Origin of the sequence: Cronobacter muytjensii ATCC 51329 (assembly GCF_001277195.1) — a bacterium.
Classification (GTDB): Bacteria; Pseudomonadota; Gammaproteobacteria; order Enterobacterales; family Enterobacteriaceae; genus Cronobacter; species Cronobacter muytjensii.
Window position 1 is genome coordinate 1,391,563 of record NZ_CP012268.1, and the last position, 18,453, is coordinate 1,410,015.

The window sequence follows — 18,453 nt, forward strand, 5'->3', positions numbered from 1 at the left end:
GCGTGGGTGGCCTTCGCCATGTCCAGCCCGCCAGGGCAAGCCTTGCCGCAGCGCGAACAGCTCGATCTGTTCCGAGCGCTGCCGGGCGACATGGCGCCACGCGATTCCCAGGACTTGATGGCCTTTCCGTTCTTCTCGCTTGCCAAGTCGCGGCGCACGGCGCCGATCGACTTCCGCAGCGGGAACGTCACCATCCGCGTGGAAGGCACGCAGGAGCACGGCATCGCAACGATATGGGATGCCGACGTGCTGATATGGGCCGCCTCGCAGATCGTAGAGGCGCGCGACGCGGGCCTGCGCCCGTCGCGCTGGATACGCGCCACGCCTTACGAGATTCTGCGCTTCATCGGGCGCGGCACGTCCCTCAACGACTACCAGCGCCTGAAGGCCGCCCTCGACCGGCTGCAATCGACCACGGTGGCCACGTCCATCCGCGAAACCACGGGAAGGCGCTTGCATCGCTTCTCGTGGATCAACGAGTGGAAGGAACTGGCCGACGCCAGCGGCACGCCGCTGGGCATCGAGCTGATCTTGCCGGACTGGTTCTACGCCGGCGTGCTCGACGCCGCCCTGGTGCTTACCATCGACCCGGCCTATTTCCGCTTGAAGGGCGGTATCGAACGCTGGCTGTACCGCTTGGTGCGCAAGCATGGGGGGCGGCAGGAGCACGGCTGGCAATTCGACTTCCGACACCTGTACCGCAAATCCGGCAGCGCGGCCCGCTTCTCGGACTTCGCCTACGACGTGCGCGCCCTGGTAGCGCGGCAGTCGCTGCCCGGCTACGTCCTCGGCATCGAGCGGATGCCGGACGACAACACCGAGTTGCTGACCTTCCGGCCCGTGCCGCATACGGCACGGGGATAACTGCGGGAGAACCTGTGGACGGCCTCGTGCTATCAGGAGTACCGGGTATCGTGCTATCAGGAGTACGACTCTCGTGCTATCAGGAGTACGAAAACGCCGGCAAGCCAACAACGGCGCGGGTTTGCGTTCCCTCTAACTTACCTAACAAGAAATACATAACTTTTAGTAGAAGCGCGCCGTTTCGGTGGACAACCACGAAACGGCACGGCCAGGCCGGCTTTCCAGCTCGGAGGGCCGCGCCATGATCTTCGCGTTTCTCAACCAGAAAGGCGGCGTCGGCAAGACCACGCTCGCCACGCATATCGCCGGCGAACTGGCGATGCGCGGCCTGCATGTCATCCTGCTGGATGCCGACCCGCAGGGGTCATCGCTCGACTGGACGCAGCGGCGTAGCCAGCAGGGCCTGCCCCGTCTGTTCAGCGCCGTGGGACTTGCCCGCGAAACGCTGCATCAGGAAGCGCCAGAACTCGCTAGGCGGGCCGATCACATCATCATCGACGGCCCGCCGCGCATCGCCGCCCTCGCGCGCTCCGCGCTGCTGGCGGCCGAGCGCGTGCTGATCCCCGTGCAGCCCAGCCCCTACGACGTATGGGCTTCTGCCGAGATGGTCGCACTGATCCGCGAAGCACAGGTGTTCCGGCCAGCGCTGCGCGCGGCCTTCGTCATCAACCGGCGCGTCAGCACCACCATCATCGGCAGGGAGGCACGGCAATCGCTGGCCGAACAGCCGCTGCCCGCGCTGCGCTCGGAGATCCACCAGCGCATCGTCTTTGCCGACAGCGTAGCCGCTGGCCGGCTCGCCCGCGAAACCGCGCCCGACAGCGCCGCTGCCCGCGAGATCGCCGCGCTCACCGACGAACTGCTGCGGTGGCCGACATGACTGGAAAGCCATCACCACGCAGCAAGCGCGTCGGCATCGGTGCGCGTCCCCCAGCGAATCCGCACGCCGAAGCGTGGATTCGCCAGGGCGACGCAGATGCCTTGCAGAAAGGCGACCTCTACACCGCTCGACTGACGCTCGACATCACGCCCGCCATGCGGGCGCGCATCAAGGTGTCGGCCTTCACGCGAGGCGTGACCGTAGCCGAACTGCTGCGCGGCCTGCTGGAGCGGGAGTTTCCCCCGGAGGGCACGCCGTGAACGCATCCGCTTCGACCGCCCACACCCCCAAAGCAAGTGCGCCCACGGCTGCACCGCCGCCGGCGCCTTCGACACTCGCCGGCCAAGCCGGCAACGTGCCGCTGACGCGCGTGGCGCTGGCCTACATCGAACCGCGCTTCAAGCTCTACCTGCGCTTCGGCGAACCGGCGCGCACGCTCCAGCTCGACCGCTGGCGGCGCTGCGCCGTGTTCCTGCCGAACGCGGTTCTGTGCCGCATCCGTTGGCAGGCCAACGACTACGGCACGATCCGCTGGCAGCTCATGGTGATGCAGACCGCCACGCCGCTGGACGCCGTGCAGCGCATCCCCGGCGTGCAGCCGGGCGCGCGTCTGCTGCTGCACGCCGAAGGCGATGCCAACGTGCGCGCCGTGCTGGAACGCATCGACGGCATCGAGGCGCTGGGCATCGCAGCCGCAGACACATCGCCCGCGTACTGGCGCACGCTCGCGAACCGGCTCGCAGCGCGCTCGCCGCTACCCACATACACCGCAGAACGGCACGCCGCCTGGCTGGCCGGGAGGGCATTGCCATGACCACGATTTCCACGACCGGCCCCGTGCCGCATCCTCGCTCGCGCCTGCGCGCTCGCCTCGTGCTGGCAGGCTTCGCCACCGTCGGCCTCGCTGGGCTGGCCTGGGCGGCGTTCGTGCAGCCCCTGCCGCGAATGGCCTACAACCCGTCCGACAGCGTGGCGGTCGGTTGGTATCGCATCGAACCGCTCGACCCGCGCACCGCCTCGCGGCCACGTCCGCTGTCCGTGGACAGCATCGTGCTGGTGCCGCTGCCCGACAGGGCCGCCATGCTGGCTGCGCAGCGCGGCTACCTGCCGACCCGCGTTCCGCTGCTCAAACGTGTGGGCGCGGTCGCGCCGCAACACGTTTGCATCGTCGCCGGGCAGGCACGCATCGACGGCGTGCCTGCGGCCGCCGCGCTCCCTGCCGACCGGCTGGGCCGGCCGCTGCCATCCTTGCCGTTTTGCCGCCGCCTCGAACCGGGCGAACTGTTCCTGTTGAGCGTGACCAATCCGGCGTCGTTCGACAGCCGCTATTTCGGCCCGGTCAGCGCATCCGCCGTGATCGGCGTCGCGCACCCGGTCTGGCTGGAGACACGCCCATGATGGCCGCCGATTCGCTGCACGTTGCCGTGCCTCTCATCGTGCCATCGGGCATGTCGTTCCAGTGGCTGCCGCCGTGTCGTCGCGCGTGCAGCGCGGGCGCATTCGCGCCGCGCCTCGCCCAACATCCGGCGCAGCCGTCCAGCGTGCAGGCGTCTTGCCTCGAACGCGCCCGGCCTGCGGCCATTGGCGCGTTCGCCGGCGGGCTGGCTGCAAGCAGCGCAGCGCCGCCGGGCCGCCGACGCCCGGAGCGACAGCGAGGGGCAACGGCGGAAGGCAAGACAAAAGGACGCGGCACCGGGCCGCGTCGAAAGCTTGTCTGCACATGGGGGTGGCGCGGCACGGAGCGGCTTCGCCGCCGTGCCGCGTGGGGCGCGAGGGTCGCGCCAATGCAGGCATGTCCGCGTGCTTCGCACGACAGGACTCGCCAGGGCTTGCAGGGAGAACGGCAATGACCGACCGCCGCGACGACGATTTCCGGGTGCGCCCCAGCGCCCCGAAGAACCGGGGCAAGGGCCAGGGGCAGAGCTTCGTTTCCAAGGTGCTCAAGCAGGCCGGCAGAGCCAGCAGCGGCAAGTCGGCGGTGCGCCGTCCTGGGGCGGCCGGCACCGGCCAGCGGCCTGGCTCGCGCCTGGGGCGCGGCCATACGGCGGCGCGCTTTGCCGGGGCGAAGCTAACGCCCATGTCGCGGCGCGTGACCATCAAGACCTTGCTGGTCAATCACCAACGGGCCAGTCCGCAATCGCTCGCCAAGCACCTGCGCTACGTCGAACGCGATGGCGTGGGCCGCGACGGCGAACTGGGCCAAGCCTACGGGCCGCAGACCGACACCGCCGGCCTCGATGCCTTCAAGGAACGCTGCTCCAATGACCGCCACCATTTCCGCTTCATCGTTTCGCCGGAGGACGGGGCTGAACTGGACGACCTGCGCACCTACACCCGGCATCTGGTGGATCGCATGGAAGCCGACCTGGGCACGCGGCTGGATTGGGTGGCGGTCGATCACTGGAACACCGACAACCCGCACACCCACCTGATCGTGCGCGGGCGCGACGACACGGGCAAAGACCTCATCATCGCGGGCGACTACATCGCCCACGGCTTCCGCCATCGGGCCGCCGAGCTAGCGACGGAATGGCTGGGGCCGCGCACCGAACTGGAGATCCAGCAGACTTTGCAGCGCGAAGTGGAGCAAGAGCGGTGGACGAGCATCGACCGCACATTGCAGCGCGAGGTCGGCGACGATGGCCGAGTGCGGATCGAGCGCTTGAACGAACCCCGGCTGCAACGCCAGCGCCTGCTGCTGATCGGCCGCCTGCAACGCTTGCAGCGCCTGGGCCTGGCCGACGAAGTGCAGCCTGGCACCTGGGCCATCCATGCGGATGCGGAGAAGACCTTGCGCGCCCTGGGCGAGCGCGGCGACATCATCCGCACCATGCAGCGGGCGATGAGCGGCCAGCCGCGCGATCTGGCGGTGTTCGAGCCGGGCGACGATGGCCGCACCATCATCGGCCGCGTGGCCGGCAAGGGCTTGGCCGACGAGCTGCACGACCGCGGTTATCTGGTCATCGACGGCGTGGATGGCAAGGCCCACTACGTCGCGTTGAATGCCCGCGACGAGCTGGCGAACTACGCGACCGGAGCCGTGGTGGAGGTACGCGGTGCCGCCGAGATGCGGTCGGCCGACAAGAACATCGCCGCGCTGGCGAGCGATGGCCTGTATCGCCCCGATCATCACCTGGCGATCGAGCGAGGCCGAGCCAAGCCCGGCCGCGACCCGCAGGAGGTCGTCGCGGCCCACGTTCGCCGGCTGGAATCCCTGCGCCGGGCCTGCATTGTGGAACGTGTGGCGGACGGACTATGGAAGGTGCCGGACGATCTGGCGGAGCGTGGCCGCCAGTACGACGCGCAACGGCTGGGCGGCGTGGCTGTGGAGCTGAAATCGCATCTGTCGATCGAGCGGCAGGCGCGGGTAATCGGCGCGACCTGGCTGGATCAGCAATTGATCGGCGGCGGCAAGGGGCTGGGCGACCTGGGCTTTGGTGGCGATGCCAAGCAAGCCTTGCAGCAGCGCGCCAACTTCCTCGAAGAAGAGGGGCTGGCCCAGCGGCGCGGGCAGCGGGTGATTCTTGCCCAGAATCTGCTGGAAACGTTGCGCAATCGGGAGCTGGCGCAGGCAGCGAAGGACATTGCCGCCGACACCGGCCTGGAGCATCGCTCCGTCACGGACGGGGAGCGCGTGGCCGGCATCTACCGGCGCTCCGTCATGCTCGCCAGCGGGCGCTACGCGATGCTTGATGACGGCAAGGAATTCAGCCTGGTGCCGTGGCGGCCGGTGATCGAACAGCGGCTGGGGCAGCAGATCGCCGCGACAGTGCGCGGCGGTGGCGCGTTGTGGGAGATTAGCCGGCAGCGCGGGCCTGAACTCTGATAGCGCACATCATCTTCTGCATGTTGCAAGATCGTCGGGGCTAGGTGCGAATACTTCACGATATCAACCTGAACCTTTGGTGTGCACCAAGATTTCCAACTGTCGTGCCACATGATCGAAAGGCGCGACGCTGCGCTCCGCGCGGCATAGCACGATCGCACCTTCAATACTGGCGACGATGAGAGTGGCCAGTTGGGATGCATCGACGTACGTGTGTCCGTGAGATTGCAGTGATGCAGACAGTATCGCCTTCCACTGGCCAAACGTCAGCGCAGCGGCCTCCAGTGCTTCTACCGCTTCACCCTCAATCGGTTGTTCGACCGCTGCGGCCATGACCGGGCAACCCTTGCGAAAATCAGAGCGCAGCAGGATTTCGCGCCACAAACCCAAAAACGCACGCAACCCCGGCCGGAGCCCGTCGCGTAAATGACCTTCCAACTGCCGCTGCACTCGGGCACCCGCCTGCAACACCGCCTCAGAAATCACCTGCTGCTTGCCGCCCGGAAAGTAGTGGTAGGTCGAGCCGAAGGGCGCCTGGGCACGCTTGGCCATCTCCCGGATGCTGGTTGCGTTCAAGCCGTGCCGGGCCAGCATCTCGGCGGCCACGGCCACGACACGCTGGCGGCCGTCAGTTTGACGAGGACTCATGGCAAAAACCTTGCTAAGACAGTCGTCATAGTCTAGCCTCGCGAATTCAAGTATGACAGTCGTCATAGATAGCGTGAAATGGCCGTGACTTCGAACCTGATTGAACTGACCGCCGCCGATGGCTACGTACTCGGCGCCACTCGGTATGTGCCAGACATCCCACCCCATGCATGTCTGGTCGTTGCCGGCGCCACCGCCGTACCCCAAGGCTTCTACAAGCGCTTCGCCGAGTTCGCCACCTCCCGGGGCTTTGAAGTCCTGACCTTCGACTATCGGGGGATCGGCCGCTCGCATCCCGGATCATTGAAGAACTTCCGCATGGACTTGTTGGACTGGGGGCGACTCGATCTGGCAGCAGCGGTCGATGCTATGGCCCATCCGCAGGTGCCGCTATTCATCGTCGGGCACTCATTTGGCGGCCATGCCTTCGGGTTGCTCCCCAACCACCAGAAAGTGGCAGGCTTTTATGTGTTTGGTACGGGGGCGGGCTGGCATGGCTACATGCCGATGGGTGAACGCCTGCGGGTACTGGCGATGTGGAACCTCGTTCTTCCAGTCCTGACGTGGTGGAAGGGGTACTGCCCTTGGAAGATGCTGGGCATGGGTGAGGATCTTCCCGTTGATGTCTACCGCCAGTGGCGGCACTGGTGCCGCTTTCCCCGTTATTTTTTTGACGACCCTGCCATGTCTGGCATCGAACGTAATTACGCCGAGGTGCGCACGCCGATCGTGGCTGCCAATGCGCTTGACGACCGGTGGGCGATGCCAGCCTCGCGGGATGCCTTCATGGAGGCTTATCGGAATGCACCATTAACGTGCAAGGACCTAAATCCTTCCCAATCCGGCGGCGCGCTCGGACATATGGGCTATTTCCGCCAATCAGCGACATCGCACTGGGAAGACGCGCTGGAATGGTTTGCGGGTCTGTCCCACAGGGCCGAACGGAGATGAACACAGCGCCACACTGACGCTCCTCGCTTCGCTGACTACTTCGCGCCACTTTCGGCAGCAATGCCCTGCTCTAAGCGGCACATCTGCCGCTCTTCGAGCGGCGCCCATATCTACATCTAGATCAGCAAGGGAAAAATTAGCGGACCTTTTTGCTAAGGCGCTTGCGATAAGAAATATAGGAGCAAAGCACGTTACAGCAGTTCAAGCTCGCTCAAGTTTGATTGCACGCTCTGGGCAGGCAGTGACGCATAGGCCACATGCCTCACATGCACTGGCATTCGGCATGAAGGCCTGCTTCCAACCGTGGGCAAAGCCCTTCACCTTGCCAATCCAGGAGAGGCCGTCTCGATCGGACTTGGGAAGGACACCGAGCACGAACACGTCTTTCGGACAGGCGCTGATGCAGTCGCCTTTTCCCTCGCAGCGGTTGCGATCGATGACCGGCACAAACTTGCCAGGCGGATGCTTACACGGCTCAGCCGCGGCTTTCGGTGTTTTTTCCATAGGTCCTTTCTCTGGGTTATGGTTTACCCAGCGGTGCTTTGAAGAGCGGTGCTAAGACCAATTTTACTTCATTGTGGCACCGAGTGCCAGTTGGTGCATTGTGCTCTAATGGCACTAAATGCCATAAATCAGAGCGATTTGAATGACAGAGAAGCACCCCAGCCTTCGTGAAAGGCACAAACAAAGCACTCGAACGGACTTGTCCAACTTCGGACTGGAACTGTTCTTGAAACAAGGCTTCGCCAATACCACCATCGAGCAGATCGTCGAACCCCTGGGCATCGCGCGGCGTACCTTCTTTCGGTACTTCAAGACCAAGGAGGAACTGGTCTTCGCGTGGCACGCAGAGAAGACTGTGGAGTTGGTCGAGGTGTTGAAGAGCAGGCCCGCCAAGGAGCGCCCCTTGGACGCGGTTTGCGCAACCATGGCGACGACCCTCAAGCGCTACGACGCGAATCCAGAGCTTGCCTTCGCTCTGGTACGCCTTCTGAAAGAGACACCGGCCTTGCTCGCCAAGGAATGCGAAAAGCGGATGGACCGGGAACTGGCGCTTGCTGCTGCATTGGTGGAGCGAGAAGGCAAGCAGGGTCTGATCCCCCTCAAAGCGCGCATCATCGTTGGTGCGGTCACGTCAGCGTGGATGGCAGCGCTGGATGAGTGGTATGCCGACGGCGGGCAGGCAGACCTGCGGCCCATCATGGCAAGCGCGTTCGCATTGGTTCACGAGCTGTGATCATCATCCTGGGCGACGCGCCGTATTGTCATTGACCGTGGAGCACTGCCTTGGAGCATGCATGTGCTCCGAAGGCGGCGCTTTCCACGCCGGCTGTTTCGTGTCGTGCCGAAGGCCTTTGCATTTCCTGTCAACAGCCCTCGCAGCGGAGATCGGCTGCGGCCGACAGGAGATGCTCCAGCAGGATGCGGCGTATCTCCAATATCGCCTCTGCCGTTTCCTGCACGCTGTGCCATGACGTGATGACCCTCTCGGATAACGCGCCCTCCAGGTGCGCACTGGCATAGGGCACCACGCCGTCGCTGGACTGCGCCAGTATGTCCTCGGGACGTTCGCGGCCAATGATCGAGTGGTAGCGCACCCTCGGGCTGATCTGCAATTGCGCAGCCGCACGCACGAATGGATCGCGGTCGCTCAGGTTGTCGATGCTGTTCGGGATATGCAGCGGTTCGCTGCCCTGACCCTGGGGAGAAAGCCGGGCCAGCCGTCTCGTCAGATCGCCCGCCTGCTCCAACATGGCCAGAGGCAAGGTGACGAGATTGGCGGCGTGGCGTGCCAGCCGGTTCTCGGCGAAGGGCGTGCCGCGGTGCGGTGCGGCAATAAAAACGGCGCGTGTGACCTGCGGCATCGGCTGAAACTCCACATATGCGGTCAGATCGCGCTGGAGTTCCGGGTCCGATGCCATGCGCGTTTTCGCTCCCGACGGTAACAACGGCCACATTGCCTGGCCTGCATCGGACACCAACAGCCGCGACAACACGCCACCCATGCTATGGCCGACCAGCACCATGTCGCGTGAGGCGCGGGCCGTGCCCTGGGGGTCGAAGTGGGCCAGTGTCTGTGTCAGCGCCTGCTCGATGGCGTGCCGGTTCAGGGCCAGGGGGGCATTCGTTGGGTAATAGACCTGCCAGATCTGATAGTGCTGGCGCAGCGTCTCGTCGCCCAGCACCTCGTTGGCCACATTGACCCATGCTTCCGGGCTGCTCGCCAGTCCGTGCAGCATGACGACGATCCCCCGTTCCGGGTCATAGGGCTGCATCAACTGGATTTGCGGCCGCACGATGCCGTCGCTCATGCCGAACAGGGTACGCAGCGCTTGTGTGGCGAAGCCGGAGCGCGCGAGCCAAAGGCCATAACCGGCAGTGAAGTTGGCCGCGAGCGGAGCCTGTACCCCGGCCGTGTCGATCTGCTTCGCGCGGTAAGGATCGTAGAGGCGAATATCCACGCGGCGGGTGCCCAGCACCTCTTGCAGGTTCCGGCCCTCGAAGGTGATCAGCGCAGTGATCGCGGGATACCGCATCTCGGTATAAGGCACCGGGGGACTGGTTGGTAGCGGCGGGAGGACCGCCACCAGCGGGGCGCCGAAGCCGTCGCGCCGATAGGTGTTGCGCAGGCCGGAGAAGCGCAGCGAGGAAGCGGTCACCAGCGCCTCTGGCAGCGCCGCACCCTGCGTGCGTGCAAACCCCTCGACGTGGCTGCTTAGACGCCACTGTCCAAGATGGAGGACAGAAGCCCCGGTGTTGCGGGTGGCGGCAACCCGCTCGCGCCAGCGGGCGTTGAACAGGCGTGTCACGGTCTGCTCGACGGCGTAGTTGTAGTAGTCGCGCACTTGGGTCTGGCGGTCCTCGAACGCGCGTTCTCCGGGGCGCCGCTCGGTGAAAAACAGGTAGGCCCAGGCGTGCCGCGCTGCTTCAAGCCACGCGTCCAGCGCCGGGGCTTGCCGGGTCGAGCTGGCAGGCGCCTGGTCGGCCGCGAGTGCCGCTTCCAGCCACAGTTCGGACAGCGCGGACTGGCGCTGCTCCTCGGTGATGCCGCTCGCCTGCGCCAGGGTCTGTCGGCAGGCCTCCTGGCGTTCACGGCAGTCGTCGATGCCGACCACGCGCAGCACCTCCTGCGCGGCCGTGCTCAGCCGGCCCGTGGTGAGCACGTCGCCACGTCGCTCAGCCAGGTACTCCTTGGGTGAGATGGATGAAACGGACACCACCGCGCAGCCTGGCAGCAGCGCGACGAGCAGTACCCACAGCAGTATGTGAAACGGGGGCCGGAGGCGACTCATGAAGCCGCCTCCTGCATATCGGAAAGGTCGGAGCGCGCGGCTCGGCAGCCGAGAGGGTCGGCGTTGGTGGCCTGCGCGCGACCGGGTTCGCACGGCTCAACCGTGGCTCGGGATACGTCTTCCATAGCGCTTCTCTCCCCTGAAGCCAATGAAACGCCGACAGGGGCGGTTCAGCCAAAACTTCAGTCATTGTGACACAAAGTGCCAATTGGCGCATAATGCAGTATTGGCACCAAGTGCCAGTTAAGGCAGAATGCACCCATGACACAGAAAAACCCTGGCCTTCGCGAAAGACACAAGGAGAGCACCCGCAGGGAGTTGTCCAACCTCGGGCTCGCGCTGTTTCTGAAGCAAGGCTTCACCCACACCACCATCGAGCAGATCGTCGACCCTCTGGGCATCGCGCGGCGCACCTTCTTTCGCTACTTCAAGACCAAAGAGGATCTGGTCTTTGCCTGGCATGAAGAAAAGACCGTTCAGTTGGCCGACGAGTTGAGGGGCAGGCCCGCCGAGGAGCGCCCCTTGGATGCGGTCTGCGAAACGCTGGGGACGGTGCTCAAACTCTATGACGCCAATCCCGACATGGCTTTTGCTCTGGTGCGCCTCCTGAAGGAAGCACCGCCCTTGCTCGCGAAGGAGTGCGAGAAGCGGATGGAGCGAGAAGTGGTGCTTGCCGCCGTGCTGGTGGAGCGATACGGCGAACGGGGCCTGAGCCTGCTGGAGGCGCGCATCATCGTGGGCGCGGCGACGTCAGCATGGACGGCCGCCCTGGATGAATGGTACGCCGACGGTGGGCAGGCAAATCTGCGGCCGATCATGGCAAGAGCGTTCTCACTGGTGCGCGAGCTGTGATGGCGACGCTGCACGATCTGACGCATCGCCAAGGTCACCCTGGACCGCGGCTTGGGGCGTGCGTGATGGCCGCAGCGCTTTGCGTCGGTGGTTGCGCGACGCAGCCGCCTTATGCGACGCCACACGTCGATGTGCCGACGGCTTGGGCGAACGCCAAGGCAGGTACGCCAGTCGGTGGCGCCGAGTTGCGCGAGGACTGGTGGACGCATCTGGGCGATCCCGCCATCGACACCCTCGTCGCCTCGGCGTTGATCGACAACCCCACGCTTGCACAAGCAGCCGCACGTGTCGATGAAGCGCGTGCGGGGCTGGGAGCGAGCCGTGCCCGGCGCGCTCCCCAGCTTGGTGGCAACGGATCGCTGTCGCGCGGCAAGTCGCAGGGCCAGACGGGCGGCGCCGAGACAATCAACGCCACTACGGGTTCTTTGGGCGGCAGCCTTGCTTGGGAGCTTGATCTTTGGGGCCGTGCCCGTGCGACGGAAGACGCGGCCCGCAGCCGGCTCGACGCGCGCAACGCGGACGCCGATGACGCCCGGCTGTCCCTGGCCGCGCAGATCGCCGACGGCGTCGTGGCCCTGCGCGCCTGCAACTATTCCCTCGCGATTCGCGGCCAGGACATCGCCTCGCGTGAAACCGAGCTTTCGCTGATCCGTCAGCGCCTCGCGGTTGGCAATGTCGCGCCCGTGGAAGAAGCCAGCGCACTGAGCAATCTTGCCGCCGCGAGAACCAATCGCTTCAGCCAGGAAGAGGCCTGCACGACCCTGGTGGACGCGCTTGTCGCGCTTAGCGGCCGGGAGGCCGCGACGGTACGGCAGCTTGCGATGCAGCCGCCGCTTGTATCGCCCAGCGGTGACTCGTCGCAAGCCGCAGCCATCAGCCGCCCGGCTGGTCCCGCGGCCACCGCCTCCCTCGCGCCCTCGTCGCGCCTGGACCTTCAGGCCATTGTCCACCTCCAGCACGGCGAGGCTCGGCGCCTCGCGATGTCATCTCCCTCCGTGCCGCCCAGTAGTGATTCGTCGGCATCCGTTGCAGTCGAACATCTCGATGATCCCGCGGCCATCGTACCCATCGCGCCGTCATCCCGACTGGATCTGCCGGCAACCGTTCTTCTCCAGCATCCTGCGGTCCGGTCAGCCGAGCGGGAACTCGCCGCCACATATGCCGAGATCGGTGTTGCCCGTGCCGAGCGTCTGCCGCGTGTTGATCTGTCTGCGCTCCTGACGGGCCAGTGGATTCGCGCACTGGGGTCCACGGTCAATTTCGATACCTGGTCCGCCGGCGCCGCGGTGTCCGTGCCCATCTTCGATGCGGGGCTGGGGGCGGCCAACGTCGATGTCGCCGAAGCGCGGTATCGCGCGGCCCTGGCGACCTTGGCAGACACCCTGCGTACAGCGACCCGTGATGTCGAGGACGCTCTGGCTGCGCTGTCGTCGGCGCAGCAGCGCGTGGGCACGTCCCGACAGGCTACCGATGCAGCTCGCATTGCTTTGCAAGCCAACGAAGCCCGATATCGCGCCGGCGCCATCAGCCTGTTCGAGCTGGAAGGCTCGCGACGGCAGTTCAACAGCGCGCAAGAGAGCGCCATTTCGGCTGCTTCCGATCGCGCTCGATCCTGGGTTTCCCTCGTGCGCGCCGCAGGGAATCCGCCGCTGTCGGCGGCGGCACCGGAGCCGCCGGTGACCCGAAAGACGACCGATACCCCTATCGCCCGCAACGAAAGTATTCGCAGATGAGCCCAGAACAAGAGCACCCCCGCAATTCGCCCACTCCTGGTCACCTGCGCAGGAACCGGGTCGCGTATGCCATCGGGGCCATCGCCGTCGTTGCGGCGGCGCTGGCGCTCGTCTTCGTGCAGCGCGATCGGAGCCCGGCCGAAGTTACTCCCGCCGCCACGCCAGCGCTCACCGTGACAAGCGCCGCGCCACGCGAGGTGTCTTGGCCGCTGCAAATCAAAGCCACCGGCGCGATTGCCGCATGGGAAGAAGCCAGCATCGGCTCGCAGATCGGCGGCTACCAACTCATCGACGTTCGCGTCAACGTCGGGGACGTTGTGAAAAAGGGCCAGGTGATCGCCCGTTTCGATCGCGCGCTGTTGGAGGCGGAACACGCGCAACTGAAGGCGAATGCCGATCAAGCGGCCGCCAACCGCCAGCGCGGTCTGGCGTTGCAGCGTAGCAGCGCCATGAGCGATCAGGACGTGCTGCAGCTCGTGACCCAATCCAAGACCGCCGATGCCTTGCTCGCGGCCAATGCGCTACGGCTGCGCTACACCGACGTCAGGGCGCCCGATGATGGTGTCATCAGCGCCAGAACGGCGACCCTTGGCACCGTCGTCCCGGTGGGCCAGGAATTGTTCCGGATGATTCGCCAGGGGCGCCTGGAATGGCGTGGCGAGCTGACGGCGGGACAACTGGCCCAAGTCAAGATCGGCCAGGAAGTCACGCTTGAACTTCCCGACGGCAACACCGCGACGGCGACCGTTCGACAGACTTCGCCCGTGCTGGACAGCGCCTCGCGCCTGGCCATCGTCTATGCCGACCTCCGACCAGGTAGCTCGGCCCGGGCTGGCATGTACGCCAGCGGCAGCCTTGGGCTGGGGAGCGGCGCGGCGCTGGTCGTGCCCGCCGAGAGCGTCGTCATTCGCGATGGGCGCAGCCATGTGCTCGCGTTGGCCGACGCCAGCGCAACGCCCCGGGTGTCGCTGCGAAGCGTCACTGTCGGCCGGCGCAATGGCCGGGAGGTCGAGATCACCGACGGGCTTGGCAAAGATGAACACGTCGTCGTCCAGGGCGCAGGGTTCCTCAAGGACCGTGATCTGGTGCGCATCTCCCAAGGCCGTCCGGCAGGAGCGGCCAAGCCATGAACTTCGCCACCTGGTCCATTCGCAATCCCATACCCTCGATCCTGCTGTTCGCGCTGCTGGCGCTCGCCGGATTGTGGGGATTCCAGAAGCTGCCCACGCAGGACTTGCCCGACCTCGATCTGCCGATGGTTACGGTAGCGTTGTCGCAGCCGGGGGCGGCCCCCGCTCAACTCGAAACGGAGGTCGCACGCAAGGTCGAGGACGCGCTCGCGACCTTGAGCGGGCTGAACCATCTGACCACATCAGTCACGGATGGCTTGGTGTCGATCCAGGTGCAATTCGTACTGGAAAAGAATCTGTCGGACGCGCTGATCGAGACCAAGAACGCGGTGGACGGCATTCGCTCCGACCTCCCGCCTGATCTGCTGCAACCGACGGTCAGCGCGTCCAACAGCGTCGGTGCTCCGGTGCTCACCTATGCCATCGCTTCCTCCCGTCTCAGCGAGGAGCAGCTTTCCTGGTTCGTGGACGATACAGTCGCCAAGACCGTGCTCGGCGTGTCCGGTGTTGGCCGGTTCGAGCGGCTTGGCGGCATCGAACGCGAGGTTCGGATCGAGGTCGATCCGCTGCGCATGTCTGCCCTTGGCATCACCGCGGCGGATGTCTCCCGAGCGTTGCGCCAGGTACAGCAGCAGTCCTCGGGTGGCCGCGGACAGCTCGGCGGCGAGGAGCAGTCGGTTCGCACGATCGCCACGGTTCGCCAAGCATCGGAGCTTGCGGGCCTGCGGATCTCGCTGTCGAACGGCACGAGCTTCAGGCTGGACCAGATCGCGACCATAATCGATGGTCAGGCTGATCCCACGCACGCGGCCTTGCTCGATGGCAAGCACGTGGTCGGCTTCAGCGTGTATCGCGCCAGGGGCTTTGACGAAGTGCGGCTGGCCGAGGGCGTTCGCGAGGCCCTGGCCGGCCTCCAGCAGGCCGATCCGGCGCTCAGCCTGACGGAGATTTCTGGGTCGGTCGGCCAGACGCTGGAGCAGTACGAAGGTTCGATGGCGATGCTGTACGAAGGCGCCATCCTGGCGATGATCGTCGTCTGGCTCTTCCTGCGCGACTGGCGCGCGACACTGATCGCCTCGACCGCGCTACCGCTGTCCATCCTGCCCGCGTTCGCGGCCATGGCCTGGCTGGGCTTCACGCTCAACACCGTCACGCTGCTGGCGCTTGCGGTGGTCGTGGGCATCCTGGTCGATGACGCCATCGTCGAGATCGAGAACATCGAGCGCCACCGGCACATGGGCAAATCGATCCGGAAGGCAGCAGAGGATGCCGTGACCGAGATCGCCCTGGCCGTCATGGCGACCACCATGAGCTTGGTGGTCGTCTTCCTGCCGACCGCCATGATGAGCGGCATTGGCGGCTTGGTCTTCAAGCAGTTCGGCTGGACCGCCGTGATCGCCGTGCTCGCGTCGCTGCTCGTCGCGCGCTTGCTCACGCCAATGATGGCAGCCTACCTGCTCAAGCCCGAGCCGATTCCCGAGAAAGAAGATGGCCGGGTCATGCGCTGGTACATGGCAACGGCGCGCTGGTGCCTGAAGCACCGCAAGACCACCTTGGGCGGCGCGGTCATCTTTCTGGCCGCTTCGCTCGCCCTTGTACCCTTCATCGAGACGGGCTTCATCCCGGCCTCCGACAGTGGCACGACGACCGTGAGCATCGAGTTGCCGCCGGCCAGTTCGATGGCGGACACATTGGCGGTTGCCGAGTCTGCGCGCAAGGCCGTCAGCGATGTGGATGGCATCGCCCACGTCTTCGCCACGGTGGGCACTGCGCAGAGTGCCGGGCCAGGAGGCACGCGTGCTGGCGAGGTTCGGCGGGCGTCGCTCACGCTCACGATGGGGCCGCATGGCGATCGGCCATCGCAGCAGGTCATTGAGAAAGCTGTGCGAGAGCGCCTGCTCAACGTTGCAGGCGCGCGCTTCGCTGTTGGTGGTGGAGGGCCGGGGGAGAAACTTTCGATCATCCTCGCCAGCGACAATGCCGAGGTGCTCAAGGCGAGCGCAGAGGCAGTGGAATCCGAACTGCGCGACGTCAAGGGCCTCACGGGCATCGCCTCCACCGCAAGCCTGGAACGTCCCGAGATCATCATCCGCCCCGACCCGGAACGCGCGGCCGAGCGTGGCGTGACGACCGCAGCGATCGGCGACGTGGTACGGGTGGCGACGAGCGGCGATTTCGATTCGCAGGTCGCGCGCCTGAACCTGGACAACCGGCAGGTCTATATCCGTGCGCGCATTCCCGATGCAGCACGGCAGGACATTGACACGATCGGCAACATGCGCGTACCGGGCCGCGACGGGCCGGTGCCGCTTGCCAGCGTTGCCAGTCTGTCCGTGGAGAGTGGTCCTGCGCAGATCGACCGCCACGACCGCCTTCGCAACGTCACCATTTCGGCTGACCTGGGGGGCACCGCACTTGGAACGGCGCAAGCAGCAGCCGCCAACCTGCCTTCGATTAAGTCCCTGCCATCCAGCGTGAAGGTGGTCGAGGCCGGCGATGCAGAGATCGTTGCCGAACTCGGCGCGGGCTTCGGTATGGCGCTCGTGGTTGGTGTCCTGTGCATCTACTGCGTGCTGGTGCTGCTGTTTAGGGACTTTCTTCAGCCGATCACCATTCTCTCGGCCATACCGCTGTCCATCGGCGGCGCGTTTCTCGCGCTGCTGGTCACGCGCAGCCAGTTGAGCGTGCCTTCAATGATCGGGCTGGTCATGCTGATGGGGATCGTCACTAAGAACTCCATTCTGCTCGTCGAGTACGCGGTCATCGGCATGCGCGATCGCGGCTTGTCTGTTCACGATGCCTTGCTGGACGCGTGCCACAAGCGAGCGCGCCCCATCGTGATGACCACCATCGCGATGATCGCCGGCATGTTGCCCATCGCGCTGGGGCTTGGCGCGGATTCGAGCTTCCGCCGGCCCATGGCCATGGCGGTGATCGGCGGCCTGATCACATCGACCGCATTGAGCTTGCTCGTCGTGCCTGCCGTGTTCCTGTACGTGGACAAGTTCGAGAAATGGCTGGCATCGCTCGGATTCTTTCGACACACCGAGCGCGCCACCGCCGGCGAGGGGGCGCTTGAACGATGACACAGCAGCCTTCGCCACGATGCGGCACTCCCGCAGCGCGTCCGTCGCCTCCCTTCATGGCGAGCAGCGTGTGGCCGGACTGGTGCGAGACGACGTCGGGTCGTCAAAACGAGATGGAAGTCAGGCAGACGGTGAAGTGCGGCCGTCTGCCGACGGTCCGCGAGCCTATCGGCGCAGTTCGATGGCGCGGTCCGCCAGCAGCCGATCCCCTGCATGGGGAGAGGCATTCTTCACGTTCTCCTTGAAAGGGATCAATCATGTCATCACGCCTTCATTGCGCAGCCCGGCTGCGACGCCAGCCGTCTTATGCGGCGCTGCCGATTCTGGTCGCCGGCATTTTCTCCACTCCCGCCGCCGTTGCTCAGACCGACGATACGAAGAGGTCCGCGAGAGGCCAGGCCATGGCCGAAGCCGAGCGCAGTGAATCGACATGGGGGATCGGCGTCGCCGGTGGCATGCAGTACCGCGTTTACCGGGACTTCGATAACCGCGTGCGTGGCTTGCCGATGATCACCTATGAGAATAAGTGGATTCAGGTGGCCGGCCCTGGCCTGGACGTCAAGCTCCCGTCGTTGGGGCCGGTGTCTTTCAGGCTGCGTGGCCGGTATGCCATGGATGAGTTCGATTCTGGCGACTCGCCGTACTTCGCGGGTATGCGCGACCGGGATTCCAGCTTCTGGGTCGGCGGTGCCGCCATCTGGCGCAGCGGCATTGCCAACCTGTCTGCCGAAGTGCTGACCGATGCCATGAGCAACAGCAAGGGAACGCGGGCGACGCTGCAGATCGATCGGCGTTTCACCGCAGGCCCGATCGGTTTGACACCGCGGCTCGCGGCCGAGTGGGTGGACAGCAAGTACGTGGATTACTACTACGGCGTGAGGTCGGACGAAGCGCAAAGCTGGCGCCCGGCCTACAGCGGCAGTTCCTCGGTCAATACCGAAATCGGACTGCGCGTTGACTGGCAGCCTGTGCCCAAGCACACGGTGTTCCTCGATATGGGCGCCAAGCACATGGGCAGTTCGATCCGCAACAGCCCGCTGGTCGAAAAGAGCACGCAGTACGGCGTGGGACTCGGCTACCTGTATCGGTTCTGAGAAGGCGATTCATGGCATGGCCCGTTGCTGGGCTTTTGCTGTGTTTCGGATTCGACTCGAAATGAGCGGGACGCAGGGCATTGGGAATGTGTGCTG

At 65.4% G+C, this 18,453-nt stretch carries 16 protein-coding genes; 13 read left to right on the forward strand and 3 right to left on the reverse strand.

What is annotated here, in order from left to right:
- Positions 1-42 precede the first annotated feature (42 nt).
- The 6 genes from AFK63_RS06455 (at position 43) to AFK63_RS06485 (ending at position 5,570) form a co-directional block, all read left to right on the forward strand.
- Positions 43-864: a replication initiator protein A gene (locus AFK63_RS06455; protein ID WP_440588234.1), complete on the forward strand. Its 822-nt coding sequence runs from the start codon at positions 43-45 to the stop codon at positions 862-864.
- A gap of 241 nt (positions 865-1,105) precedes the next feature.
- Positions 1,106-1,744: a ParA family partition ATPase gene (gene parA / locus AFK63_RS06460; RefSeq protein ID WP_003092312.1), complete on the forward strand. Its 639-nt coding sequence runs from the start codon at positions 1,106-1,108 to the stop codon at positions 1,742-1,744.
- Complete coding sequence (locus AFK63_RS06465; protein ID WP_038858321.1) at positions 1,741-2,004, forward strand: hypothetical protein; 264 nt, start codon at positions 1,741-1,743, stop codon at positions 2,002-2,004. The genes parA and AFK63_RS06465 overlap by 4 nt, the downstream gene beginning before the upstream one ends.
- Positions 2,001-2,558 carry a DUF2840 domain-containing protein gene (locus tag AFK63_RS06470; protein ID WP_038858323.1) on the forward strand — a complete coding sequence of 186 codons (558 nt, stop codon included), beginning with the start codon at positions 2,001-2,003 and terminating at the stop codon, positions 2,556-2,558. The genes AFK63_RS06465 and AFK63_RS06470 overlap by 4 nt, the downstream gene beginning before the upstream one ends.
- Entirely contained in the window at positions 2,555-3,142 is a 588-nt protein-coding gene (locus AFK63_RS06475; protein WP_038858326.1) for a S26 family signal peptidase, read from the forward strand. The genes AFK63_RS06470 and AFK63_RS06475 overlap by 4 nt, the downstream gene beginning before the upstream one ends.
- Positions 3,143-3,590: 448 nt before the next feature.
- Positions 3,591-5,570, forward strand: coding sequence for a relaxase/mobilization nuclease domain-containing protein (locus AFK63_RS06485; RefSeq protein WP_038858330.1), 1,980 nt, complete (start codon positions 3,591-3,593; stop codon positions 5,568-5,570).
- 63 nt (positions 5,571-5,633) lie between these two features.
- Here the strand turns inward: AFK63_RS06485 and AFK63_RS06490 are convergent, their stop codons facing one another.
- A complete protein-coding gene (locus AFK63_RS06490) occupies positions 5,634-6,218 on the reverse strand; it encodes a TetR/AcrR family transcriptional regulator (RefSeq protein WP_038862371.1) in 585 nt (194 codons plus the stop codon).
- 84 nt (positions 6,219-6,302) lie between these two features.
- Between AFK63_RS06490 and AFK63_RS06495 the strand changes: the two genes are divergently transcribed.
- The gene (locus tag AFK63_RS06495) at positions 6,303-7,169 is read left to right on the forward strand and encodes an alpha/beta hydrolase family protein (protein WP_201764739.1); all 867 of its coding nucleotides are present in this window, start codon (positions 6,303-6,305) and stop codon (positions 7,167-7,169) included.
- 201 nt (positions 7,170-7,370) lie between these two features.
- On the opposite strand, the gene AFK63_RS06500 is transcribed toward AFK63_RS06495, so the two are convergent.
- Positions 7,371-7,673: a 4Fe-4S dicluster domain-containing protein gene (locus tag AFK63_RS06500; protein ID WP_032805136.1), complete on the reverse strand. Its 303-nt coding sequence runs from the start codon at positions 7,671-7,673 to the stop codon at positions 7,371-7,373.
- A 226-nt stretch (positions 7,674-7,899) separates the two neighbouring features.
- On the opposite strand from AFK63_RS06500, the gene AFK63_RS06505 reads away from it, so the two are divergent.
- Entirely contained in the window at positions 7,900-8,406 is a 507-nt protein-coding gene (locus AFK63_RS06505) for a TetR/AcrR family transcriptional regulator (RefSeq protein WP_236612740.1), read from the forward strand.
- A gap of 130 nt (positions 8,407-8,536) precedes the next feature.
- Here AFK63_RS06505 and AFK63_RS06510 read toward each other — a convergent pair whose 3' ends face one another.
- Positions 8,537-10,462, reverse strand: coding sequence for an esterase/lipase family protein (locus tag AFK63_RS06510; RefSeq protein WP_038858332.1), 1,926 nt, complete (start codon positions 10,460-10,462; stop codon positions 8,537-8,539).
- A 261-nt stretch (positions 10,463-10,723) separates the two neighbouring features.
- Here AFK63_RS06510 and AFK63_RS06515 point away from each other — a divergent pair, with 261 nt between their 5' ends.
- From AFK63_RS06515 to AFK63_RS06535, 5 genes are all read left to right on the forward strand, one after another.
- The gene (locus tag AFK63_RS06515) at positions 10,724-11,314 is read left to right on the forward strand and encodes a TetR/AcrR family transcriptional regulator (protein WP_032805134.1); all 591 of its coding nucleotides are present in this window, start codon (positions 10,724-10,726) and stop codon (positions 11,312-11,314) included.
- On the forward strand, positions 11,314-13,047 hold the full coding sequence (locus AFK63_RS06520; protein WP_197042341.1) for a TolC family protein: 1,734 nt from the start codon (positions 11,314-11,316) through the stop codon (positions 13,045-13,047). Before AFK63_RS06515 ends, AFK63_RS06520 begins: the two co-directional genes overlap by 1 nt.
- Entirely contained in the window at positions 13,044-14,177 is a 1,134-nt protein-coding gene (locus AFK63_RS06525; protein WP_007704425.1) for an efflux RND transporter periplasmic adaptor subunit, read from the forward strand. Before AFK63_RS06520 ends, AFK63_RS06525 begins: the two co-directional genes overlap by 4 nt.
- Positions 14,174-17,263: an efflux RND transporter permease subunit gene (locus AFK63_RS06530; protein ID WP_038862367.1), complete on the forward strand. Its 3,090-nt coding sequence runs from the start codon at positions 14,174-14,176 to the stop codon at positions 17,261-17,263. The genes AFK63_RS06525 and AFK63_RS06530 overlap by 4 nt, the downstream gene beginning before the upstream one ends.
- A 257-nt stretch (positions 17,264-17,520) precedes the next feature.
- Positions 17,521-18,357: a MipA/OmpV family protein gene (locus AFK63_RS06535; RefSeq protein ID WP_233209862.1), complete on the forward strand. Its 837-nt coding sequence runs from the start codon at positions 17,521-17,523 to the stop codon at positions 18,355-18,357.
- Positions 18,358-18,453 lie beyond the last annotated feature (96 nt).